General features: G+C 65.7%; 23 protein-coding genes. 19 read left to right on the forward strand and 4 right to left on the reverse strand.

Annotated features, from left to right (window positions below; translation table 11 throughout):
* The first annotated feature begins 93 nt into the window (after window positions 1-93).
* On the forward strand, window positions 94-333 hold the full coding sequence (locus ACO2Q9_RS08065; protein WP_423310062.1) for a TIGR04438 family Trp-rich protein: 240 nt from the start codon (window positions 94-96) through the stop codon (window positions 331-333).
* 42 nt (window positions 334-375) lie between these two features.
* Here ACO2Q9_RS08065 and ilvD read toward each other — a convergent pair whose 3' ends face one another.
* Entirely contained in the window at window positions 376-2,067 is a 1,692-nt protein-coding gene (ilvD, locus tag ACO2Q9_RS08070) for a dihydroxy-acid dehydratase (RefSeq protein WP_423310064.1), read from the reverse strand.
* 121 nt (window positions 2,068-2,188) lie between these two features.
* Between ilvD and ACO2Q9_RS08075 the strand changes: the two genes are divergently transcribed.
* The 7 genes from ACO2Q9_RS08075 (at window position 2,189) to ACO2Q9_RS08105 (ending at window position 9,597) form a co-directional block, all read left to right on the forward strand.
* Window positions 2,189-3,100: a LysR family transcriptional regulator gene (locus tag ACO2Q9_RS08075; RefSeq protein WP_423310066.1), complete on the forward strand. Its 912-nt coding sequence runs from the start codon at window positions 2,189-2,191 to the stop codon at window positions 3,098-3,100.
* A 5-nt stretch (window positions 3,101-3,105) separates the two neighbouring features.
* Window positions 3,106-3,915: a prolipoprotein diacylglyceryl transferase gene (lgt, locus tag ACO2Q9_RS08080; RefSeq protein ID WP_423310068.1), complete on the forward strand. Its 810-nt coding sequence runs from the start codon at window positions 3,106-3,108 to the stop codon at window positions 3,913-3,915.
* Between the two features lie 138 nt (window positions 3,916-4,053).
* A complete protein-coding gene (locus tag ACO2Q9_RS08085; RefSeq protein ID WP_423310070.1) occupies window positions 4,054-4,737 on the forward strand; it encodes a GntR family transcriptional regulator in 684 nt (227 codons plus the stop codon).
* Complete coding sequence (locus ACO2Q9_RS08090; RefSeq protein WP_423310072.1) at window positions 4,734-6,179, forward strand: malonyl-CoA decarboxylase; 1,446 nt, start codon at window positions 4,734-4,736, stop codon at window positions 6,177-6,179. Before ACO2Q9_RS08085 ends, ACO2Q9_RS08090 begins: the two co-directional genes overlap by 4 nt.
* A gap of 80 nt (window positions 6,180-6,259) precedes the next feature.
* On the forward strand, window positions 6,260-7,249 hold the full coding sequence (locus tag ACO2Q9_RS08095; RefSeq protein ID WP_423310074.1) for a Bug family tripartite tricarboxylate transporter substrate binding protein: 990 nt from the start codon (window positions 6,260-6,262) through the stop codon (window positions 7,247-7,249).
* A 6-nt stretch (window positions 7,250-7,255) separates the two neighbouring features.
* On the forward strand, window positions 7,256-8,026 hold the full coding sequence (locus ACO2Q9_RS08100; protein ID WP_423310076.1) for an enoyl-CoA hydratase/isomerase family protein: 771 nt from the start codon (window positions 7,256-7,258) through the stop codon (window positions 8,024-8,026).
* 35 nt (window positions 8,027-8,061) lie between these two features.
* Window positions 8,062-9,597: a malonate--CoA ligase gene (locus ACO2Q9_RS08105; protein ID WP_423310078.1), complete on the forward strand. Its 1,536-nt coding sequence runs from the start codon at window positions 8,062-8,064 to the stop codon at window positions 9,595-9,597.
* 14 nt (window positions 9,598-9,611) lie between these two features.
* On the opposite strand, the gene ACO2Q9_RS08110 is transcribed toward ACO2Q9_RS08105, so the two are convergent.
* Together ACO2Q9_RS08110 and ACO2Q9_RS08115 are read right to left on the reverse strand one after the other, a co-directional pair.
* Window positions 9,612-11,747 (reverse strand): acyl-CoA dehydrogenase, encoded by a 2,136-nt coding sequence (locus ACO2Q9_RS08110; protein ID WP_423310080.1) that lies wholly within the window; start codon window positions 11,745-11,747, stop codon window positions 9,612-9,614.
* A 126-nt stretch (window positions 11,748-11,873) separates the two neighbouring features.
* Window positions 11,874-12,317 (reverse strand): universal stress protein, encoded by a 444-nt coding sequence (locus ACO2Q9_RS08115; protein ID WP_423310082.1) that lies wholly within the window; start codon window positions 12,315-12,317, stop codon window positions 11,874-11,876.
* A gap of 115 nt (window positions 12,318-12,432) precedes the next feature.
* On the opposite strand from ACO2Q9_RS08115, the gene ACO2Q9_RS08120 reads away from it, so the two are divergent.
* The 9 genes from ACO2Q9_RS08120 to ACO2Q9_RS08160 all read left to right on the forward strand — a co-directional run bounded on the left by ACO2Q9_RS08120 (window position 12,433) and on the right by ACO2Q9_RS08160 (window position 20,320).
* A complete protein-coding gene (locus tag ACO2Q9_RS08120; protein WP_423310084.1) occupies window positions 12,433-14,727 on the forward strand; it encodes a heavy metal translocating P-type ATPase in 2,295 nt (764 codons plus the stop codon).
* A gap of 13 nt (window positions 14,728-14,740) precedes the next feature.
* Window positions 14,741-14,878, forward strand: a complete 138-nt coding sequence (gene ccoS / locus ACO2Q9_RS08125; RefSeq protein WP_423310086.1) for a cbb3-type cytochrome oxidase assembly protein CcoS — start codon at window positions 14,741-14,743, stop codon at window positions 14,876-14,878.
* 86 nt (window positions 14,879-14,964) lie between these two features.
* Window positions 14,965-16,428 carry a cytochrome-c oxidase, cbb3-type subunit I gene (gene ccoN, locus ACO2Q9_RS08130; RefSeq protein WP_423310088.1) on the forward strand — a complete coding sequence of 488 codons (1,464 nt, stop codon included), beginning with the start codon at window positions 14,965-14,967 and terminating at the stop codon, window positions 16,426-16,428.
* Window positions 16,429-16,439: 11 nt separating this feature from the next.
* Window positions 16,440-17,081 carry a cytochrome-c oxidase, cbb3-type subunit II gene (gene ccoO / locus ACO2Q9_RS08135; RefSeq protein ID WP_423310090.1) on the forward strand — a complete coding sequence of 214 codons (642 nt, stop codon included), beginning with the start codon at window positions 16,440-16,442 and terminating at the stop codon, window positions 17,079-17,081.
* Between the two features lie 11 nt (window positions 17,082-17,092).
* Entirely contained in the window at window positions 17,093-17,230 is a 138-nt protein-coding gene (locus ACO2Q9_RS08140) for a cbb3-type cytochrome oxidase subunit 3 (RefSeq protein WP_423310092.1), read from the forward strand.
* Between the two features lie 3 nt (window positions 17,231-17,233).
* Window positions 17,234-18,136 (forward strand): cytochrome-c oxidase, cbb3-type subunit III, encoded by a 903-nt coding sequence (ccoP, locus tag ACO2Q9_RS08145; protein WP_423310094.1) that lies wholly within the window; start codon window positions 17,234-17,236, stop codon window positions 18,134-18,136.
* A 14-nt stretch (window positions 18,137-18,150) separates the two neighbouring features.
* Window positions 18,151-19,614: a cytochrome c oxidase accessory protein CcoG gene (ccoG, locus tag ACO2Q9_RS08150; protein WP_423310096.1), complete on the forward strand. Its 1,464-nt coding sequence runs from the start codon at window positions 18,151-18,153 to the stop codon at window positions 19,612-19,614.
* A gap of 64 nt (window positions 19,615-19,678) precedes the next feature.
* Complete coding sequence (locus ACO2Q9_RS08155; protein ID WP_423311208.1) at window positions 19,679-19,993, forward strand: FixH family protein; 315 nt, start codon at window positions 19,679-19,681, stop codon at window positions 19,991-19,993.
* 9 nt (window positions 19,994-20,002) lie between these two features.
* Entirely contained in the window at window positions 20,003-20,320 is a 318-nt protein-coding gene (locus ACO2Q9_RS08160; protein ID WP_423310098.1) for a hypothetical protein, read from the forward strand.
* Here the strand turns inward: ACO2Q9_RS08160 and fnr are convergent, their stop codons facing one another.
* Window positions 20,321-21,046, reverse strand: coding sequence for a fumarate/nitrate reduction transcriptional regulator Fnr (fnr, locus tag ACO2Q9_RS08165; protein WP_423311210.1), 726 nt, complete (start codon window positions 21,044-21,046; stop codon window positions 20,321-20,323). It abuts the gene before it with no gap.
* A 193-nt stretch (window positions 21,047-21,239) separates the two neighbouring features.
* Between fnr and hemN the strand changes: the two genes are divergently transcribed.
* Together hemN and ACO2Q9_RS08175 are read left to right on the forward strand one after the other, a co-directional pair.
* Window positions 21,240-22,622, forward strand: a complete 1,383-nt coding sequence (gene hemN, locus ACO2Q9_RS08170) for an oxygen-independent coproporphyrinogen III oxidase (RefSeq protein WP_423310100.1) — start codon at window positions 21,240-21,242, stop codon at window positions 22,620-22,622.
* 50 nt (window positions 22,623-22,672) lie between these two features.
* Window positions 22,673-23,338 (forward strand): sulfite exporter TauE/SafE family protein, encoded by a 666-nt coding sequence (locus ACO2Q9_RS08175; protein WP_423311212.1) that lies wholly within the window; start codon window positions 22,673-22,675, stop codon window positions 23,336-23,338.
* Window positions 23,339-23,390 lie beyond the last annotated feature (52 nt).

Genomic DNA, 23,390 nt, shown 5'->3' on the forward strand with positions numbered 1-23,390 from the left:
CCTCGTGGGTTGCGGTACAGTCTTTCAAACGGCATTGTAGTAACGCTGGTTGACCTTCAGAAATTGCGGCATGAGCCGCTGCGGAGAAACGTGATGTTGTTCCTGGTGATTGGCATTGTCTTCATCGTGCTCAAGTACATGGAATTGACTTTCGTCGCGACCTGGAGCTGGTGGATCATCCTCTCCCCCTTTTTGCTGGCCGTCGCCTGGTGGCACTGGTCCGATGCTTCTGGCCGCACCAAGCGCAGGGCGATGGAGAAAATGGAGAACCGCAAGAAGGATCGTCTCCAGAAGCAACGGGATGCTCTCAAAGGTTTCAAGAGCCGCGACTGAAGCGCCCGTCATTGTTTTTTGAGGCCGCAGGCGGACGAAGGATCAGAAATCGTCCAGCACCGCGCCCTTGCTGGCGCTCGATGCGCTGAACGCGAATTTGGCCTGCACACCGCGTGTGTAGCGCGGCTCGGGAGCCGTCCAGCCTTCGCGGCGTTTGGCGAGCTGCTCCTCCGGTATGTTCAGTTCCAGCACGAGCTTGTGCGCATCGATGGTGATGGAGTCGCCCTCCTCGATGAACGCGATGTTGCCACCAGCGGCTGCTTCCGGCGCCACGTGGCCGACCACCATGCCCCAGGTGCCACCGGAGAAGCGGCCGTCGGTGATGAGGCCCACGCTTTCGCCCAGACCCGCGCCGATGAGCGCGCCGGTGGGTGCCAGCATCTCGGGCATGCCGGGACCGCCCTTCGGGCCGAGGTAACGCAGCACCATCACATCGCCCGCCTTGATCTTGCCGTCGAGGATGGCCTTGAGCGCGGACTGCTCGTCGTTGAAGACGCGCGCCGGGCCGGTGATGACGGGGTTCTTCAGCCCGGTGATCTTGGCGACTGCGCCCTCGGGCGACAGGTTGCCCTTGAGGATGGCGAGGTGGCCTTCCTTGTAGAGCGCCTTGTCGATCGTGCGGATGACGTCCTGGTCGGCGCGCGGCTGGTCCGGCACGTCCTTCAGGTTCTCGGCGATCGTCTTGCCGTTGATGGTGATGCAGTCGCCATGCAGCAGGCCGGCGTTCAGCAGCACCTTCATCACCTGCGGGATGCCGCCGGCGTTGTGCAGGTCCACGGCCAGGTACTTGCCGCTGGGCTTGAGGTCGCAGATCACCGGCACCTTCTTGCGGATGCGCTCGAAGTCGTCGATCGACCATTCCACGCCGGCCGCATGCGCGATGGCCAGGAAGTGCAGCACCGCGTTGGTGGACCCGCCGGTTGCCATGATGGTCGTGACCGCATTCTCCAGCGCCTCGCGCGTCACGATGTCGCGCGGCTTGAGATCGTTCCGGATGGCTTCCATCAGCACACGGGCCGATTCCCTGGCCGAGTTCTGCTTCTCGTCGTGCGGGTTGGCCATGGTGGACGAGTAGGGCAGGCTCATGCCGAGCGCCTCGAAGGCCGACGACATGGTGTTGGCGGTGTACATGCCGCCGCACGAACCGGTGCCGGGAATCGCGTTCTGCTCGATCGCCTTGAGGTCTTCATCGCTGAGCTTGCCGGCGGCGTTCTGGCCCACGGCTTCGAACACGCTGACGATGTTCAGGTCCTGGCCCTTCCACTTGCCCGGCAGGATGGTGCCGCCGTAGACGTAGATGGCCGGCACGTTGGCGCGCAGCATGCCCATCATGCCGCCGGGCATGTTCTTGTCGCAGCCGCCGACGACGACCACGCCGTCCATCCACTGGCCCTGCACGCAGGTCTCGATGCAGTCGCTGATGACTTCGCGGCTGACCAGTGAATACTTCATGCCTTCCGTGCCCATGGCCATGCCGTCGGAGATGGTGGGCGTACCGAACACCTGCGCATTGCCACCCGCCTCTTCGATGCCGGCAATGGCCGCGTCAGCCAGCTTCTGCAGGCCGGAGTTGCAGGGCGTGATGGTGCTGTGACCGTTGGCGACGCCGACCATCGGCTTGCCGAAGTCGCCTTCCTTGTAGCCCATGCCGTAGTACATGGAGCGGTTGGGCGCGCGGGCCTTGCCTTCGGTGATGTTGGCGCTGCGCAGGGGGATGACTTTCTTGGTGGTCATTGTGTCTCTCGGGTCGTTCGTTCGTTCGTGGGGGACTCGTGTGTCCGGGGAGCGCCGAGTATGCGCCGCTTTATTCATTCTTTCCAATCCGTTTTCGACGATGAATTAATATGTTTGGCATATGAGTGACGCCAACATCGAGCTCAGGTTGTGGCGGCAGTTCGTTGCCGTGGCGGAAGAACTGCACTTCGGCCGTGCCGCCCGCAGCCTGCACATGACGCAGCCCCCGCTGACGCAGGCCATCGCGCTGCTGGAGCAGCGTCTGGGCGTTCAACTGTTCGAGCGCACCAAACGCAGCGTGCAACTCACCGAGGCAGGCCGCGTGTTGCTGCCGCAGGCGCGCGAACTTCTGGCGCGCGCGCAGTCGCTGCCAGCGCAGGCGCGCGCTGCCGCAGCGGGGGAAACGGGGCGTTTGCGCCTGGCTTTCGTGTCCACCGTCGGCTTCGATCTGCTGCCGCAATGGGTGCGGCTGTTCCGGGAGCGCCATCCGCTCGTGCAACTGGAACTGCTGGAGGCCACCGGCGACGTGCAACTCGAACTGCTGGCGCGGGGCGAGGCCGATGCCGGCTTCGTGCTCCACTCCCCCGGCTTTGCGCCGGAGGGGCTGTCGCATTGCGTGGTCGCGACGGAGCCGCTGGTCCTGGCGTTGCCGCAGTCGCATCCGCTTGCACGGCTCGAGTCGCCGCCGCTGGCCGACGTGCTGGCCGAGCCGATCGTGCTGTTTCCGCGGCGCATCCTGCCTTCGGTGTACGACGCACTGATCGCGCTGTACCACGCGGCCGGACAGTCGCCGAAGGTCGCGCAGGAGGCGATCCAGATGCAGACCATCGTGAACCTTGTGTCGGCGGGGTTGGGGCTGGCCTGGGTGCCCCAGAGTGTCACGCAGTTCCAGCGCAGCGGCGTGGTCTATCGTCAGCCCGGCGCCCCCGGGCGGCGGCGGGCGCTGCCGGGCTGCGAAACCAGCCTGATCTGGCCGGCCGGCAACACCGCGCCGGCACTCGCGCGCTTCGTCGAATTCGTGAAGGCACAATAACCGCCATGCTGATGTATCCCGCGATCGACCCCGTTGCCCTGCAGATCGGCCCCTTGGCCATCCATTGGTACGGCCTCACTTATCTGGCCGCATTCGGCCTCTTCATGGCGCTGGGCATCCTGCGTCTGCGGCACGAGCCGTATGCGTCCATCACCGGGCCCGGGGCGTGGCAGCGGCGGGACGTGGAGGACATCCTGTTCCTTGGCGTGGCCGGCGTCATCGCCGGCGGGCGGCTGGGCTATTGCATCTTCTACAAGCCGGCGTATTACCTGTCGCATCCGCTCGAGATCTTCGCGATCTGGCAGGGCGGCATGAGCTTCCATGGCGGCATGCTCGGCGTGCTGGTGGCCATGGTCTGGTTCTCGCGCACGCGCAAGCGGCCTTGGTTGCAGGTGATGGATTTCGTCGCGCCATGTGTCCCTACGGGTCTGGCCGCCGGCCGTGTCGGCAACTTCATCAATGGTGAACTGTGGGGCCGCTTCTCCAGCCCCGACCTGCCCTGGGGCATGGTGTTCCCGCAAAGCGGCTCGATGCTGCCGCGCCATCCGTCGCAGGTGTACCAGTTCCTGCTGGAAGGCGTGCTGCTTTTCATCCTCCTGTGGATCTATGCACGCAAGCCGCGCAGGATGGGGCAGGTCAGCGGCGCATTCCTTGTCGGTTACGGTGTGTTCCGTTTCATCGCGGAATTCTTCCGAGAACCCGACAATTTCCTGGGAATACTCGCGCTCGACATGAGCATGGGGCAGTGGCTTTCGCTGCCGATGATCGTCGCTGGCGTGGCGATGTGGGTCTGGGCGAGCCGTCGGACAAACTGATTGCGACTCGCGAACAAGTTGGCGCGTTTTGGCGCCAGTTGGCTGTTGTTTCCAGCCGAAACGTCTTGAAAATCCGTGCGGCCCCCCTTGCGGGTATTTGCTGGTGCTGATCATAATTACGCGTAATTACGGAAAATTATGCGTCTCGTCCCTTCCACACCCGCTCCGCTTTCCCTGCATGAAGAGGTTGCCGCGAAGTTGCGCGAGCGCATTTTCGGGGGCGACCTTGCGCCTGGCAGTTTCCTGGACGAAGTGGCGCTGTGCGAGGGGCTCTCCATCTCGCGCACGCCGCTGCGCGAAGCGCTGAAGGTACTGACGGCGGAAGGTCTGGTGCGCCACGAGCCGCGCCGCGGCTGCTTCGTCAACCAGGTGACCGAAAAAGACCTGGACGAAATATTTCCCGTGATCGCATTGCTCGAAGGCCGTTGTGCCTATGAAGCCGCGCTGCATGCCACGGACGCCGATATCGCCGCGCTGGACATCCTGCATGACAAGCTCGCGCGCAATGCGAAGGCGCGGCGCATCAACGAATATTTCGAGACCAACTACGCCATCCATGAAGCCATCATCATGCTGGCCGACAACCGCTGGCTGGCGCAGGTGATCACCGACCTGCGCAAGATCGTGAAGCTGGCGCGCCTTCAGCAATTGCACGCTCCGGGCCGGCTGGAGCAGAGCCTGAGCGAACACATGGCCGTGCTGGCGGCGCTCAAGGCGCGGGACAGCGAAGGCGCGGAAGCGGCCATGCGCACCCATCTCAACCGCCAGCGTGAGGCGCTCACGAGCCTCGCCCGCGCGCAACGGTCCAAGGTGATCGCATGAACACGCCCACGTGGATTTCACGCAGTGTCTCGCTGCTGCGCGCCGCACCTGGTGAAAGCGGAGGTGGTGCAGCCGCCTCACCCGCACTGCGCAGCACGCGCGAGCGCCTGAAGGCCACGCTGCGGCGTGATCAGGAGGCCTTGTCCCCCCGCATCCTGCGTCGCACGCTGACCGAACTCCAGTCCATCGTCGACCTGCGCGTGAGCGAGGTCGAGGGCGGGCGTCGCGCCAAGGCCGTGGCCGAGTGGTATGCCACCACCACGCCCGCCGAACGGCGCGACGTTTGGCTGCTGATCAGCGAACAGTTCGCCCCCGACGCGGCCAAGGTGAAGGGGGCGCGTGAACAGTATGAGGCGGCCGTGGGAACGCCCGAAGAGGGCCGGGCCGAAATCCGGCTGCGCCGCGCGCTGGTGTCTCCGCGCACACGGCTGCTGCAGCGCTTCGCCTCGTTCCCCGACGGCATGCGCTTCCTCGTGGATCTGCGCGCCGAACTACTGCCGCATCTCAAATCAAAGGGCGACGAAAGCGCGCGCCTGCTGGCGCTGGACGACGAACTCGAATCGCTGTTCTCCACCTGGTTCGACGTGGCCTTTCTGGAACTGCGCCGCATCAGCTGGGATTCGCCAGCGTCGCTGATCGAAAAGCTCATCAAGTACGAAGCGGTGCATGACATCCGCAGCTGGTCGGACGTGAAGAACCGTCTGGACAGCGACCGTCGCTGCTACGGCTTCTTCCATCCCAGCCTGCCCGACGAGCCGCTGATCTTCGTCGAGGTGGCGCTGCAGGACGATGTGACCGCGAGCATCACGCCGCTGCTGGACGAATCTGCCGAGGCGTCGGACCTGACGCGCGCCACCACGGCGATCTTCTATTCCATCAGCAACACGCAGACGGGACTGCGCGGCGTGAGCTTTGGCGATTCGCTGATCAAGCACGTGGTGGAAGAGCTTCGCGCCGAATTCCCGAAGCTGCGCACCTTCGCCACGCTGTCCCCCATCCCCGGCTTCAAGAGCTGGCTGGCGAAGAACCTGGCCGCGCAGATCGAACATCTGGACGACAAGCAGCGCGCCGAGCTCGGCAAGGTCGTCGATTTCGCCCCGCCCGGCCCGTCGCACGTGCTCGCGGCGATGGACGACGTGCTCGCGCTGGCGCCCAAATCACCGCTGCGCCAGTTCATCGTCCGATGTGCTGCCCAATACCTGGCCCGTTCGCTGGTAGACGGCAAGCCGGCAGACCCGGTGGCGCGTTTCCACCTGGGCAATGGCGCGCGGGTCGAGCGGCTCAACTGGGCGGGCGACCCGTCTGCGAAAGGACTCAAGCAGTCGTACGGCCTCATGGTCAATTACCTTTACGACCTCAAGCGCCTGGACAAGCACCGCCACATGCTGGCCCAAGGGAAAGTCCCAGCATCCGGCGAGATCGACAGCCTCTGCCTGACATGACAATCAGTGTTCCCCGACGGTGCCGCAGAGCGCCGCGCTTCCGCATCGAAAACAGCTTCCATAACGACAGGAGACAAGAGATGAATTTCAGCCTCAAGCGGCGCGATGCGCTGCGACTGGCGGCCGCTTCGGTGGCCGCCGCCACCCCGTGGGTCCGCGCACAAGGAAGCGCCTGGCCCACCAAACCCGTGACGGTCGTCGTGCCGTTCCCCGCTGGCGGCGGCACCGACGCGTTCGCGCGGCCTCTGTCGGCGCAGTTCGCCAAACTCACGTCGCGGCAACTGATCATCGACAACCGCGGTGGTGCGGGCGGCACGGTCGGAGCGAGCATTGCCGCCAAGGCCGCGCCCGACGGCTACACGCTTTTCATGGGCGCGGTGCACCACGCCATTGCGCCTTCGATGTACCCCAAGCTCGATTACGACATCGAGAAGGACTTCGTCCCGCTCGCGCTGCTGGCCAACGTGCCGCAGGTGGTGGTGGTGAACCCCAAGCGCATCGAGGCGAACGACATGAAGGCGTTCCTCGAGCACGCGCGCCGCAACCCGGGCAAGCTCAATTACGCGTCGGCCGGCAGCGGCACGTCGCACCACCTGGCGGGCGAACTGTTCAAGCAGCAGACCAACACCTTCATCACGCACATCCCGTATCGCGGCGCGGGCCCTGCGCTGCAGGACCTGATTGCGGGCAACGTGGACATGATGTTCGACGGCCTGGGCTCGTCTGCCGCACACATCAAGGGCGGCCGCATCAAGGCGCTCATGGTGTCGGGGAACAAGCGCAACCCGGCATTCCCCGATGTGCCGTGCGCCGCGGAAGTCGGCCTGCCCGACTACACCGTGACGACCTGGTACGGCATGTGGGCACCGAGGGGCACGCCGGCCGATGTACAGACGCGCATCGTCGACGAACTCAAGCGTGCAGGCATGTCCGATGAACTCAAGACCATCTGGGCGGGCAACGGTGCGGAGTTCGGCACGCTCACGCCCCAGCAGTTCGGCAGCTTCGTGAGCGCCGAAGTGAAGCGATGGTCGACGGTGGTGAAGGCGTCCGGCGCGAAGCTGGACTGAGGGCGCATGGCAGGACAGGTGATCGTCTCCGACCATCCCCATGCCGAAGGCGTGGTGGCGGTCACGCTGTCCAACCCCGTGCGGCTGAATGCGATGACGCGCGCCATGTGGCGCGCGTTGCGCGACGTTTTCACCGCGTTGCAGACACGTACCGGTGTTCGTTGCGTCATCGTGCGGGGCGAGGGCGCTGCGTTCTGCGCCGGCGGTGACATCGCCGAATACCCGGAGTTCCGCTTCTCGCCGGACTCGCTGCGCGCCTTTCATGAAGATGATGTGTGGGGTGGTCTTGCCGCCATGCTGGACTGCGACGTTCCGCTCGTGGCGCAGATCGAAGGCGCCTGCATGGGGGCGGGCGTGGAGATCGCGAGTTGCTGCGACCTGCGTGTCGCTGGCGCGTCGTCGAAGTTCGGTGCGCCCATCGCAAGGCTCGGTTTTCCCATGGCGCCACGCGAGGCCTGGCTCGTGCGCAACGCCGCCGGCGACGCAACCGCACGCGAAATGCTGCTGTCGGCGGCCGTGCTCGATGCGCCCAGGATGCAGTCGCGCGGCTTCGTCCAGCAGGTCGTGGCCGATGCGCAGGTGGCCACGCACGCGCTGGACATTGCGAAAAGCATCGCCGGGCTCGCGCCGCAAGCCGCCCGGCTCAACAAACAGGCGCTGCGCGCATTGCGTGGGCCGTGCCCGCCGTCCGATGCGCAGGCCTACGGCTACGCGGACAGCCGCGAACACCGCGAAGGCATTGCGGCTTTCATCGACAAGCGCAAGCCCGTCTTCTGAATATCCAGTTCCTCCTTTCTTCCGACCCGAACGCCATGAGCAACGAGAACCTTTTTGCCGCGCTGCGCGCCGCTTTCCCGCAAGACCTGGACGCCATTGCCGTCGAAACCGACAGCGGCCTCACTTACAGCTGGCGGGACCTCGATCGCGCCACGGCCATGATGGCCAACCTGCTCGCGTCGCTGAAGCTGCCGGCCGGCGCACGCGTGGCCGTGCAGGTGGAGAAGTCGGTCGAGGCGATGATGCTGTACCTGGCCACGCTGCGCGCAGGCTACGTGTTCCTGCCGCTCAACACTGCCTACCAGAGCGCCGAGATCGAATACTTCATCGAGAACGCCGAGCCATCGGTGGTGGTCTGCACCTCGCGCAACTTCGGCTGGGTGAGCAAGATCGCCTTCAAGGCCGGCACGAAGAATGTGTTCACGCTCGACGACGACCGCACCGGCTCGTTGCTGGAGCGCGCCACGCATTGCAGTGACAAACACACGCCGGCTGTGAAGAAGGCGGACGACATGGCCGCCATCCTCTACACCAGCGGTACCACCGGCCGCAGCAAGGGCGCGATGCTGACGCACGGCAACCTGCTGTCCAACGCGAAGGTGCTCAAGGACTACTGGGGCTGGAAGAAGGGCGACGTGCTCATCCACGCCCTGCCGATCTTCCACGTGCACGGACTCTTCGTTGCGCTGCATGGTGCGCTGCTCAACGGCAGCAAGATGATCTGGCTCGCGAAGTTCGACCCGAAGGTCGTCATGCGCAAGCTGCCGGAGGCGACGGTGTTCATGGGCGTGCCCACGCTCTATGTCCGCCTGCTGGCCGAGCCGGGCCTGAACCGCGAGTCGGTGCGCAACATGCGCCTGTTCATCGCGGGTTCCGCGCCGCTGCTCATCGAGACCTTCACCGAATGGCAGGAGCGTACCGGCCACACCATCCTCGAGCGCTACGGCATGAGCGAAACGGCGATGCTCACCTCCAACCCCTACGACCCGAAGCAGGGAGAACGGCGCGGCGGCACCGTCGGCTTTCCGTTGCCCGGCGTCGGCCTGCGCGTGCGCGACGACAAGGGCGAAGCCTGCCCCACCGGCGAAATCGGCGGCATCGAGGTCAAGGGCCCGAACGTGTTCAAGGGCTACTGGCGCATGCCCGAGAAGACGAAGGAGGAGTTCACGAACGACGGCTGGTTCAGGACCGGTGACGTGGGCAAGTACGACGAGCGCGGCTACGTCACCATCGTGGGCCGCAGCAAGGACCTGATCATCAGTGGCGGCTACAACGTGTACCCGGCCGAGATCGAGGGCTACATCAACGAGATGCCCGGCGTGGCCGAGAGCGCACTCGTCGGCGTGCCGCATCCTGACTTCGGTGAAGTGGGCGTGGCAGTGGTCATCGCCAAACCGGGCGCGAAGCTCGACGCCGACGGCATCGTCGCGGCGCTCAAGCAGAAGCTGGCGAACTTCAAGATCCCCAAGCGATGTTTTGTGGTCGACGAATTGCCGCGCAACACCATGGGCAAGGTGCAGAAGAACCTGCTGCGCGCGCAGCACAAGGACCTGTTCGTCAAGACTGCCTGATTGTCTTGCGCGACTCAGGGCGCGAAGTCGTCCACCTGGATCACACGGTCTGCGGCTTTGAGATAGGCGAGTGCGAGTTCCGGTTGCGATGACTGCGAGGCCGCTTCTTCCAGCGAATTCGTGCGCCGCAGCACCTTGTTGAGCTGCGCGACTTCGTCACCCAGTTGCTGCGCCAGTTCCAGCGCTTTCATCAGGTCGAGCAGGCCGCCGCTCGCGGGCACGCTCAGGTCGGGGCACAGCTGCATGGCCAGGCGCGGATCTTCGCGCAGCAGCTTCGCGAGTTCGAGCAACTGCACATCGCGCAGTGGCGCGAGGTGGTGCGTGCGGTTCAGTGCCACGCCGCCCAGCGCAGTGCGCGCGGAGAAGGGCAGGTTGGCGTAGAGCTCGGCCATCACTTCCTGCGCGGCGTCGAGCTGCTGACGCATTCCGGCGCGCGCGAAGGGCAGCATCGCCGGACTGCCTTCGTTCACGTAGCGCCAGAGGCAGGCGCTGGCCATGTACAGGTGCGCGAGGCCGTCGCCCAGTCGCGCCGACAGCAGTTCCATGCGCTTGAGCTTGCCGCCGAGCAACCCCATCGCCAGGTCGCAGGTGAGCGCGTAGCGGGCCGACAGGCGTGCGATGAGCCGTGCCTCCTTTTCCAGATCCGCGGGCGGCGTGCCGACGAGTGGCGCGCCGAAGATGCTGCGCCAGAGGTTGCGTGAGAGATGCTTGCCGTGGCCCAGCAGCGCCTCACCCAGGGCTTGCGCGTCGTTGTTCTCGACGGCCTGCATTTCCTTCAGCACCCACGGATGGCAGCGGATCGCGCCTTGCCCGAAGATGATGAGCGAGCGCGTGAGGATGTTCGCGCCTTCCACCGTGATGGCGATCGGGGCCTGCCGGTAAGCGACGCCGAGCAGGTTCGAAGGTCCGGCGATGATGCCCTTGCCGCCGAGGATGTCCATGCCGTGGTTCACGGCGCGTCGTCCCGCTTCGGTGAGGTGCACTTTCAGGATGGCACCCGCCACGCTGGGCCGTTCGCCCTGGTCGAGCACGGCAGCCGTGAATCGGCGCGCCGCGTCGGTGGCGTAGAGTTCCGCCGCCATGCTGCCGATCACGCCGGCGATGGCGTCGAAGCGCGCGATCGGCAAGCCGAATTGCTCCCGGATGCGTCCGTACCCGTTCGCGACGAACAGCGAGGTCTGCTGCATCGCCGATCCCAGCGCAGGCAGCGAGATCGACCGGCCTGCGGCCAGGCTCTGCATCAGCATCTGCCAGCCTCGGCCCACCTGTGCTTCGCCGCCGATGACCCAGTCCATCGGCACGAACACGTCGTTGCCTTCGATGGGGCCGTTCATGAACGACCCGTTCATGGGCCGGTGACGGCGTCCGATCGTCATGCCGGGTTGTGGCACGGGAATCAGCGCGCAGGTGATGCCGCGGTTCTGAGCATCGGGCGGCAGCGACTCGTCGATCGCGTTGAATGCCAGGCCCACCACCGTTGCCACCGGTGCCAGCGTGATGTAGCGCTTGGAGAAATTGACGAGGAAGCCGCGCGTCATCACGCCGTTGAACTCGCGTTCGCACAACACGCCACGGTCCGGGATCGACGCCGCGTCGGAGCCCGCATACGGCGAGGTGAGGCCGAAGCAGGGGAGGTCGCGCCCGTCGGCCAGGCGAGGCAGGTAGTGACGCTTCTGCTGTTCCGTTCCCTCATGGAGCAACAGTTCGGCGGGACCGAGCGAGTTGGGCACCATGACCGTGACGGCTGCCGACACATTCACCGTGGCGATGCGCGTCACGACTGCGGCATGCGCGTAGTGACTGAAGCCGAGGCCTCCCCATTCGGTGGGGATGATCATCCCGAAGAAGCGTCTCTCGCGCAGGAACTGCCAGACCCCGGGCGGCAGGTCACGCGCCTCGTCGATGGCGAAGTCGTCGAGCATGGCGCACAGCTGCACCACTTCGTTCTCGAGGAACGCCTGCTCCTGTGGTGTGAGCTTGTTGGGGCCCACGCGAACCAGCGCATCGAAATCGGGTGTGCCGGCGAACAGGTTGCCTTCGAACCCGACCGTACCGGCCTCCAACGCGGCGCGCTCCGTGTCGCCCATGGCGGGCAGGGCTTTCGAGAACGGCGCCATTGCGGCGCGGCCCACCAGTTTTGCAAACGACATCGCTGTCTCCGGATGTTTTCGGGATTCCGGGCCAGTCTACGCATCGCGGATGCGAACCGGTGTGCGGCAGGGCGCTGCACCCATGTAGGCGCAGTCGTACCCACACTGTCGAAAGACGACTGCAGATCAGCGCAGCACGAGTACCGGCAATGGCGAATGCGTCAACACATGCTGCGTCTCGCTGCCCAGCAGCAGGCGCTTGATGCCGCGCCGGCCATGCGACGCCATGACGATCAGGTCGCACTTGTACTTCTTTGCCGTGGCGATGACGGCGTCGGCCACGAGGTCCGATTTCACCGTGACGGCGCGTGCCGTCACGCCCTGGGCCGCGGCCGTTGCCTTCACGGCGTCCACCACGGCCTGTGCTTCATCGGACCACTGCTTTTCGATGCGGCCGACGTCGTCGGTGCTCATGGTCACGGCGCCTTCGAAGTACGCCTGCGGATAGCGCGGAACGATCTTCACGGCGACCAGCTCCGCACCCGAGAGCCCTGCGAGCCCGATGGCGCTTTTCACGGCCTTCTTCGACAGGCTGGTGCCGTCGGTGGCAACAAGGATGCGCTTGTACATGGTGATCTCCTTGGGTTGTTGACTGTGAAGGCAGATTACGCGCGACCGGCAGGCCTGTGCTTGATCCACATCAAGGCATGCATGCGGAGCAAACCGTAACCTTCGTGACCACACCATGGCCTGCGTCATTTCAACACCCGCGAACGCGCTGCTGCTCGACGACCCGGCCGAGTGGCCGTCGTTCGGCAGTCCCTTGCCGGCAGGCTCGGAGCGGGGCGCAGGAGTCTCGTGGAGCTCGCAACTTGTCGTGCGCGGCATGTGGTGCGCCGCCTGCGCGCTCACCATCGAGGACGCGTTGCAGCAGGTGCCCGGCGTCGTGTCGGCCCGGGTGAACGCGGCCAGCCAGCGTGCCCATGTGGTGTGGCAGCCTGCGTTGGCCAGGCCTTCGCAATGGCTCGACGCCATCCGGCAGGCCGGGTACGACGCCGTGCCCGCGTCCGACGCCAGCGCACGTGAACTGCGCCAGCAGGAGCAGCGTCTCATGCTCTGGCGTTGGGCAGTCGCAGGCTTCTGCATGATGCAGGTGATGATGTACGCCGTGCCGGCCTATGTGTCCGGCCCGGGCGACATGACGCAGGACATCGCCACGCTGCTGCGCTGGGCGTCCTGGGTGCTCACCCTGCCCGTTGTGCTGTTCAGTTGCGGGCCCTTCTTCAGGGGCGCGCTGCGAGACCTGCGGCACCGGCAGGTGAGCATGGACCTGCCAGTGGCGCTGGGCATGGCCATCGCGTTCGTGGTGAGCACCACAGCCACCTTCGAGCCGCAGGGTGTGATGGGCGGCGAGGTGTATTTCGATTCGCTCACCATGTTCGTCTTCTTCCTGCTGACCGGCCGATGGCTGGAGCTGCGGCTGCGCGAGCGCACGGCAGGCGCGCTCGAGGCCCTGCTCAACCGTTTGCCGGACAGCGTGGACCGCGTGGTGCAGGGCACGGGCGATGCCGCCACGTTCGAGCGCATCGCAGCGCGCACGCTTGCGGCGGGGGATGTCATCCGCGTGCTGCCGGGCGAGTCGTTCCCGGCGGACGGCACCGTGGTGCATGGCGACGCGCTGGTTGACGAGGCACTGCTGTCGGGCGAATCGCGTCCGGTGCAACGCCCTTGCGGATCACAGGTGATGGCCGGCAGCCACAACCTGTCCGCGCCGGTGCAAGTGGCGGTGTCGCGCGTGGGCGATGACACGCGATTCGCACAGATCGTGCAGCTGATGCAGGACGCATCGACGCACAAGCCGCATCTGGCGGAACAGGCCGACCGCGTGGCGCGGCCGTTCCTGTGGGCCGTGCTGGCAGCGGCATTGTTCGCCGCGTGGCACGGCTGGTCCACAGGACCAGGGCATGCGCTGATGCTGGCGGCCACGGTGCTCATCGTCACCTGCCCATGCGCGCTGTCGCTGGCCACGCCGGTGGCGATGCTCACTGCTGCCGGCCGGTTGGCACGCGACGGCACACTGGCGCGGAATCTGCAGGCCCTGCAGGCGCTGGCCGAAGTGGACACGGTGGTGTTCGACAAGACAGGCACGCTGACGAGCGACGGGATGGCACTGGCCGCACTGCACGCGCGGGAAGGCATTCCGCATGACGAGGCGCTGGCCATCGCAGCGTCGCTCGCGTCACATTCGCTGCACCCGCTCTCGCGCTCGCTGGTGGCGGCTTGCACGGGCCCGGCCCGCACCAGTCGTGACGTGCACGAACAGGCCGGCGCGGGGCTGACCGGCCGTGTGGCGACCGATACCGGCGGCTGGCGCGAGGTGCGCCTCGGTTCTGCGCGCCACTGTGGCGTCGATGCCATCAGGGAGGTGGGCGACGATGTGCAGGACATCCACGTGCATCTCGCGGATACGTCGGGCTGGCTGGCCACCTTCGCGCTTTCGGAGAATGTGCGGCCCGATGCGAAGCAGGCGGTCGACGCCCTGCATCACATGGGCCTGCGCGTCGTCATGCTGTCCGGCGACCGGCAGCAGAGCGTGCAGCGCGTGGCTGCGCAACTCGGCATCGACGAAGCGCTGGGCGAGTGCAGTCCCGACGGCAAGCTGGCGCAGCTGCGAGCGTGGCAGGCGCAGGGCCGTCGCGTGGCCATGGTCGGCGACGGCTTGAACGACGGCCCTGTGCTTGCCGGTGCACATGTGTCGTTCGCGTTCGGCCCTGCTGTGCCGCTGGCGCAGGCGCATGCCGACTTCGTGGTCATGGGCAACGTGCTCATGCGCATGCCGCAGGCCGTGCAACTCGCGCGCCGCACGCTTCGCGTCGTGCGGCAGAACCTCGCCTGGGCAGCAGGCTACAACGCCCTGTGCGTGCCGCTGGCGCTCATGGGCTGGCTGCCGGCCTGGCTCGCGGGCATCGGCATGGCGGCGAGTTCGCTGCTGGTCGTGGCGAACGCGGCGCGGCTTTCGCGCCTTTCAACACCGGCATGAAAGGCCATGGCGCATGGATATCCTCTTCGTCCTGATTCCCCTGTCGGTGCTGCTCGTGCTGTGCATCCTCGTGGGCCTGTGGTGGGCCATCGAGCACGGTCAGTTCGACGGCGTCGACCAGGAAGGCGAACGCATTCTTCGCGGCGACTGAGCACCGATTGCGCGGCAATTGACGCACGTCAATACCCGCGCGTGACCCCGGCGGGACACTGATGGCACTCATCAAAAGGTGTCACGATGGATCCGCAAACCAAGCTTGAGAATCAGTACAACGACACGGTCGTTCGCCAGTTTTCGATCATGGCCGTGGTCTGGGGGGTGGTGGGCATGCTGGTCGGCGTCATCATCGCCGCGCAGCTGGCCTGGCCCGAACTCAACTTCGGCATTCCCTGGCTCAGCTACGGCCGGTTGAGGCCACTTCATACCAACGCGGTGATCTTCGCGTTCGGCGGTTGCTCACTGTTTGCCACCAGCTATTACGTCGTGCAGCGCACGGGGCAGGTCCGCCTGTTCGCGGGGCCGCTCGCGAGTTTCACCTTCTGGGGCTGGCAACTCGTCATCGTCGCTGCTGCGGTCAGCCTGCCGCTGGGCTTCACAACCGGCAAGGAATATGCCGAACTCGAATGGCCGATCGACATCCTCATCACGCTGGTGTGGGTGGCGTATGCAGTGGTGTTCTTCGGCACCATCGGCATCCGCAAGGTCAGGCACATCTATGTGGCCAACTGGTTCTACGGCGCGTTCATCCTTGCCGTCGCCATCCTCCACGTGGTCAACAGCGCCGAAGTGCCGGCCGGCTGGATGAAGAGCTACTCCGCCTACGCCGGCGTGCAGGACGCGATGATCCAGTGGTGGTACGGCCACAACGCAGTGGGCTTCTTCCTCACCGCGGGTTTCCTCGGGATGATGTATTACTTCATCCCCAAGCAGGCGGAGCGGCCGGTGTACAGCTACCGCCTGTCCATCGTGCACTTCTGGGCGCTGATCTTCACCTACATGTGGGCCGGCCCGCACCACCTGCACTACACCGCGCTGCCCGACTGGACGCAATCGCTGGGCATGGTGTTCTCGCTGATCCTGCTCGCACCCAGCTGGGGCGGGATGATCAACGGCATCATGACGCTCTCGGGCGCGTGGCACAAGCTGCGTGACGACCCGGTGCTGCGCTTTCTCATCGTCTCGCTTTCGTTCTACGGCATGAGCACGTTCGAGGGCCCGATGATGTCCATCAAGACCGTCAACGCGCTGAGCCACTACACAGACTGGACCGTGGGCCACGTGCACTCCGGCGCGCTCGGCTGGGTGGGCCTGATCTCGATGGGCTCGCTCTACTACCTGATTCCTCGCCTCTTCGGGCAGAAGAAGATGTACAGCGTGCCCGCCATCGAGCTGCACTTCTGGATGTCCACCATCGGCATCGTGCTCTACATCGCGGCGATGTGGATCGCCGGTGTGATGCAGGGCCTGATGTGGCGCGCCATCAATACCGACGGCACGCTCACCTACACCTTCGTCGAAAGCGTGAAGGCCACCTATCCGTTCTACGTGATCCGCGTTGCCGGTGGCGCGCTGTACCTGGGCGGCATGCTGGTCATGGCCTGGAACACCTGGATGACCGCGATCTCCGGCCGCTCGGTGAGCGTGGCGATCCCGAACGCCGCCAACACCGCGACCGCCCGACCCGCAGCGGCGCATGCCTGAAGGAAAACATCATGGCTGACAACACAAACAACATCACGGGCAACACACCTGGCTTCTCGCACGAGAAGGTCGAGACCAGCAACTTGCTGATGATCGTGCTCATCCTGCTGGTGGTGGCCATCGGCGGCATGGTGGAAATCGTCCCGCTGTTCTTCCAGAAGTCCACGACCGAAGCAGTCACCGGCGTGCAGCCGTACACCGCGCTGCAACTGGTGGGGCGCGACGTCTACCTGCGTGAAGGTTGCTACAACTGCCACTCGCAGATGATCCGCCCCTTCCGCGCCGAGACGCTGCGCTACGGCCACTACTCGGTGGCGGGTGAGTTCGTCTACGACCATCCGTTCCAGTGGGGCAGCAAGCGCACCGGTCCCGACCTGCAACGCGTGGGCGGTCGCTACAGCGACGACTGGCACCGCGTGCACCTGAACAACCCGCGCGATGTGGTGCCCGAGTCGAACATGCCGGCCTATCCGTGGCTGGAGAAGACCCAGGTCGACCCCGCCGTCGTCGCACCGCGGATGAAGGCGCTGCGCATGGTGGGCGTGCCCTACACCGATGAGCAGATTGCCAAGGGTGGCGACGAAGTGAAGGGCAAGACCGAGCAGGACGCCCTCGTGGCTTACCTGCAATCGCTGGGCCGTGCGCTCAAGTAAGGGGAAAGAACATGGACATCACGACTCTCCGCGTGGCCGCGACCATCGCCTGCTTCGCGACCTTCATCGGCATCATGGTCTGGGCCTTCGCCCGCCGCAACGCCGGCCGCTTCGCCGAAGCCGCGCAACTTCCCTTCGAGGAGGAATGAGCCATGAGCGACTTCACGCATGATTTCTGGTCGCTTTATGTGGCCGGCATCACGGTGCTGGGCATCGTGGGCTGTGTGGTCCTGCTGTGGGTGACGGCCCGCAAGAAGGTGGCCGCGTCCAGCGACAACACAACGGGACACGTCTGGGACGAGGACCTCACCGAGATGAACAATCCGCTGCCGCTGTGGTGGGTCGTCATGTTCGTGCTGACCATCGTCTTCGGCGTGGGCTACCTCGTGGTCTACCCGGGCCTGGGCAGGCACCAGGGTTCATTCAAATGGACGACCGCCGGTGAATACAAGGCCGAAGTGGCCAAGGCCAACGCGGAACTCGAGCCGATCTACGCGCGCTTCGCTGCGATGAAGCCCGAAGAGATCGCCGCAGACCCGCAGGCCCATGCCATCGGCGAGCGCCTGTTCATGAACAACTGCGCGCAGTGCCACGGCTCGGACGCACGCGGCAGCAAGGGCTTCCCCAACCTGACTGACGGGGACTGGCTGCACGGCGGCGAGCCGGACAAGATCCGCGAGACCATCACTGCCGGGCGCATCGGCACCATGCCACCCATGGCCGCCGCCGTCGGTTCGCCCGACGACGTGAAGAACGTGGCGAACTACGTGCTCAGCCTTTCGGGCAGTCCGCACGACAGCCTGCGTGCGTCGCTGGGCAAGTCGAAATTCAGCGCCTGCGCAGCCTGTCACGGCATGCAGGGCAAGGGCAACCCGGCGCTCGGCGCGCCGAACCTGGCAGACAACGTCTGGCTGCACGGTTGGGGCGAACAGGCCATCGTGTCGATCATCAACACCGGCAAGGTCAGCGAGATGCCCGCGCAGAAGGACAAGCTCACCGAGGCGCAGATCCGGGTGCTGGCCGGTTACGTCTGGGGCCTGTCGAACAAGCCCTGAAGGCGCGAGCCAGCATGTCATCCCGCAAGATCATTCCCATCATCCCGGTGGCCTCGGCGCCGGGCGCGCCGCAGGGTGTGCCGGTCGTCGAGGCAGCCAACGAAGAGATGGTGTCGCTGTACGAGGCGCAGAAAAAAATCTACCCTCGCACCGTCACCGGACTTTTCGCGCGCTGGCGCTGGGCCTTCGTGTTCCTCACCCAGCTCGTCTTTTACGGGCTGCCGTGGCTCGAATGGGGCCAGCGCCAGGCTGTCTTGTTCGACCTGGGCGCGCGGCGTTTCTACATCTTCGGCCTGGTGTTGTATCCGCAGGACTTCATCTACCTCACCGGCCTGCTGGTGATCAGCGCGCTGTCGCTGTTCCTGTTCACGGCGGTGGCGGGGCGGCTGTGGTGCGGTTTCGCCTGCCCGCAGACGGTCTACACGGAAATCTTCATGTGGATCGAGCGCAGGACCGAGGGCGATCGCTTGAAGCGCATGCGGCTCGACGAAGGCCCGATGTCGCTGGAGAAGTTCGCGCGCAAGGGCGCGAAGCACGGCCTGTGGCTGCTGGTCGCGCTGTGGACAGGCTTCACCTTTGTCGGCTACTTTTCTCCGGTGCGCGAACTCGGCGCCGGGGTGGCGTCGTTCGCGCTCGGTCCGTGGGAGACCTTCTGGATCCTGTTCTACGCCTTTGCGACCTGGGGCAATGCCGGCTTCATGCGCGAGCAGGTGTGCAAGTACATGTGCCCGTATGCGCGCTTCCAGAGCGCCATGTTCGACGCGGACACGCTCATCGTCACCTACGACGCGGCGCGTGGCGAACCGCGCGGATCGCGCTCGCGCAAGGCCGAACTCGCGAAGCTGAACCTCGGTTCGTGCATCGACTGCTCCCTGTGCGTGCAGGTGTGTCCCACGGGTATCGACATCCGCAACGGCCTGCAGTACGAATGCATCGGCTGCGCCGCCTGCGTGGATGTGTGCGACACCGTGATGGACAAGATGCACTACCCGCGAGGCCTCATCCGCTTTTCCACGCAGAACGCGCTGGCCACCGGTGGCACGTCGCGCCAGATCTGGCGGCGTGTGCTGCGGCCGCGTGTGCTGGTCTACACGCTGCTGTTGGGTGTCGTCACGCTCGCGCTGCTGGGCAGCCTGGTGCTGCGCACGCCGCTCAAGGTGGACGTGGTGCGCGACCGTGCATCGCTCTCGCGCATCGTCGACGGTGGGCGGCTGGAGAACGTCTATCGCCTGCAGATCATGAACGCGACCGAGAAGCCGCAGACCTACCGCATCAGCGCGGGCGGGCTCGAAGGCCTGGGCGTCGCATCGGACACCGATGTGGAAGTCGGCCCCGCCGAGTCGCGCTGGGTTCCGGTGCGGCTGCAGATTCCCTATGGCAGCGCGGCATCGGGCTCGCATCCGGTTCACATCGACGTGCAGGCATTGGGCGACAGCGCACACGTGTCCGAGAAGGCCGTTTTCCTGGTACCCCGCTGAACATCCATTCAAGACATCACCACGAAGGAGACACGCCATGTCAAAGAACACGATGACGCCCCGCATGCCGGGGGCCAGACCCGCAATAGCAGCTGCATCACCTGCAAAGCCCGCAGAACCATGGTGGAAGTTCGGCCACGTCTGGCTCGTCATCTCCGGTCCGGCCATCGTGGTGGTGGCCGGGCTCGTCACGGCGTGGATCGCGCTGTCGTCGCCCGATCCGGTGGTCGATGCCGACTACTACCGCAAGGGCATCGAGATCAACAGGACGCTGGCCGAGCGCAGCCTGTCGCCTGCCATGCATGCGCGCAACCACGCGGCCACGCCGACGGACGACTTGCCCGTGAAGCCTGCAGCGCAAGCCGCCACTCGCCCGTAGGAGCCCGCCATGCTCAAACAACGCCTGATGTGGATCGCCTGGCCGGCGTTCCTGATGGCCGGTGTGCTGGAGATGCTGGTGTTCGCGACGGTGGACCCGGGCGACCTTCACTGGTTCGGCCAGCCCGTCACGCTCTCGCGTCAGGGCGTCTACACGCTGGCGTTCTTCGCGTTCTGGGCGATCACCATGGCGTCGAGCGCACTGACGACCTTGCTGTCGATGTCGCCGTTCGAGGTGAATCGCTGCCCGGTGCCGGTGGACGAGCGACCCGAGGACTGCGCGCGGCACGCCTGCGCGACGGATGGAAAAGCCCGGCAGATATCCTGATCAATTGCAGGCGGTGGAAGGCGGATTCACCAGCCGCTTGAGCGCATCCACATCGAGGATGCGCACGTGGCGCTGCTTCACTTCCACGATGCCTTCCTCGGCAAACTTCGAGAAGGTGCGGCTCACGGTTTCGAGCTTGAGGCCGAGGTAGCTGCCGATTTCCTCGCGCGTCATGCGCAGCACGAGTTCGGACTGCGAGAAGCCGCGCGCATGCAGGCGCTGCACGAGATTCAGCAGGAACGCCGCCAGCCGCTCTTCGGCGCGCATGCTGCCCAGCAGCAACATCACGCCGTGTTCGCGCACGATCTCGCGGCTCATGATCTGGTGCACGTGGCGCTGCAGCGCGGTGACTTCGCGCGACAGGTCCTCGATGCGGTCGAAGGGCATGACGCAGACTTCCGCGTCTTCCAGCGCCACCGCATCGCAGGTGTGGCGATCGTTCACGATGCCGTCCAGCCCGATGATCTCGCCCGCCATCTGGAAGCCGGTCACCTGGTCACGGCCATCTTCGGTGGCGATGCAGGTCTTGAAGAAGCCGGTGCGGATGGCGTAGAGCGACGTGAATTCCTCGCCGTTGCGGAACAGGGGTGTGCCGCGTGCGACCTTGCGACGGGTGGCAACCAGGTCGTCCAGGCGCTCCATCTCTTCCTTTTGCAGGCCCACGGGCATGCACAGCTCGCGCAGGTTGCAGTTGGAGCAGGCGACTTTGATGGTCTGGGGCGTCATGCGTGCGGCCACGGGAAGGGGCCTCAAGCTTACAACCTTCGGGTCCTGTGCGGTGAAAACGGGCGCGTCGTGCATGGTCACTCCTGATATGAAGCAAATTGTCCCGGCAGCGGTGTGAGCCCGGGTTGATCCATGTCAAGGAACGGTCCGGTCGGCTGCGGCAAAGTCACGGTGCACCATCAGAAAGCACCCCATGAACGCCGTTACCCCCGATCTGCTGCGCCGTTTCGACGTTTCGGGCCCCCGTTACACCTCCTACCCGACGGCCGACCGTTTCGTGGAAGCCTTCACGGCCGATGACTACACCCAGGCGCTGACCCAGCGTCGGCACGGGGCCGCGGCCATGACGCAGCCTCTGTCGCTGTATGTGCATGTGCCGTTCTGCGAATCGCTCTGCTACTACTGCGCCTGCAACAAGATCATCACGAAGCACCACGACCGCGCGGCGCCTTACCTGCGCTATCTGGCCCGCGAGGCAGAGCTGCACACGAAGCACCTGGGCACCGGTCAGACGGTGACGCAGCTGCATCTGGGCGGCGGCAGCCCGACCTTCCTGTCCGACGACGAATTGCGCGAACTCATGGCCATGCTGCGCCGCCACTTCGCGCTGGCGCCGGGCGGCGAGTTTTCCATCGAGGTGGACCCACGCACGGTGGACGCGAAGCGCTTGGCCGTGTTGGCCGAACTCGGCTTCAACCGACTGAGCTTCGGTGTGCAGGACTTCGACCCTGCCGTGCAGAAAGCCGTGCATCGCGTGCAGCCGGTCGAACAGGTGTTCGAACTCATGGAGGCCGCGCGCCAGCACGGTTTCGACTCGGTCAACGTCGACCTGATCTACGGCCTGCCGCAGCAGACACCGGAATCCTTCAGCCGCACGCTGGCGCAGGTGTGCGAACTTCGGCCGGACCGCATCGCGCTCTACGCCTACGCGCACCTGCCCGAGCGCTTCAAGCCGCAACGGCGCATCGCCGTCGCCGAACTGCCGGGCGCGGGCGGCAAGGTCTCGATGCTGGCAAGCGCGCTCGACGCGTTCAGCGACGCGGGCTATGTGTACATCGGCATGGACCACTTTGCGCTGCCGGGCGACGCGCTGGCGGTGGCCAAGCGGCAGGGCCGCCTGCACCGCAATTTCCAGGGCTACAGCACGCAGCCCGATTGCGACCTCATCGCCCTGGGCGTGTCGGCGATCGGGCGTGTGGGCGCCACCTACAGCCAGAACGCGAAGACGATGGGCGAATACTGTGACCTGCTCGACCAGGGCCGGCTGCCCGTGGTGCGTGGCCTTGCGCTCACGCGCGACGACCTGATCCGCCGCGCGGTGATCATGGCGCTCATGTGCCAGGGCCAGTTGCTCCATGAATCGATCAACCTGGCGTGGCTCATCGACTTTTCCAGCTATTTCAGGGCCGAACTCGAGGCGCTGAAAGACCTGGAAGAGCAGGGCATGGTGACGGTGAGCGACACCGGCATCCAGGTCACGGCGACGGGCTGGTTTGTCGTGCGTGCCGTGGCCATGGTGTTCGACCGTTACCTGCAGGCCGATCGCACACGTGCGCGGTTCTCGCGCATCATCTGAACGGGGTTGCCGTGCTGCCCTCCGCTTCGCTCGCCCTGACCGCGCTGCTGATGGGGCTGCTCGGCGGGCCGCATTGCCTGTCGATGTGCGGCGCGGCGTGCACCGCGCTGGGCAAGGTGGCCGGGCCGCAGCGCGGCATGGCGCTCTGGGGTTTCCAGTCCGGGCGTTTGCTCGGCTATTCGGCGCTTGGCGGCGTGGCTGCAGCGTCGATGCAGGCCGTCGGCTGGCTGGGCACGCAGTCGGCGGCGCTGCGTCCTGCGTGGACGCTGCTGCATGTGGCGGCGATGCTCATGGGACTGGTGCTGCTGGTGCGCGCGCGCCAGCCGGTGTGGCTGGAGCTGGGGGCGCGCAAGGTCTGGCAGCGCGTGCGCGGTGCTGGCACGACGGCCGCGCTCGGTACGCCGGTGATCGTGGGCGCGCTGTGGGCCTTGCTGCCGTGTGGCCTGCTGTACTCGGCCCTGCTGGTCGCGGCGCTTAGCGGCTCGGCTGTGCAAGGCGCGATGACGATGGCGCTGTTCGCACTGGGCAGCGCCGTGGCGCTGACGGTCGGCCCGTGGCTCTGGCTGAGGCTGGGTGAAGCGGGCCGGGGCAAGCGCGCATGGGGCGACGGGCGTTGGGGCGTCCGCGTGGCCGGCGCGGCGCTGGCGGGCATGTCGGCGTGGGCACTGTGGATGGGGCTGGCGCACGACATGGCGCCTTGGTGCACCACGCCGTAGTTCTTTTCCTTAGCTGCTATAACGGCCGGGTGTCCAACCTTTCGCTGCAAGA

The organism is Variovorax sp. VNK109, assembly GCF_049445855.1.
Taxonomy (GTDB): domain Bacteria; phylum Pseudomonadota; class Gammaproteobacteria; order Burkholderiales; family Burkholderiaceae_C; genus JAGOCV01.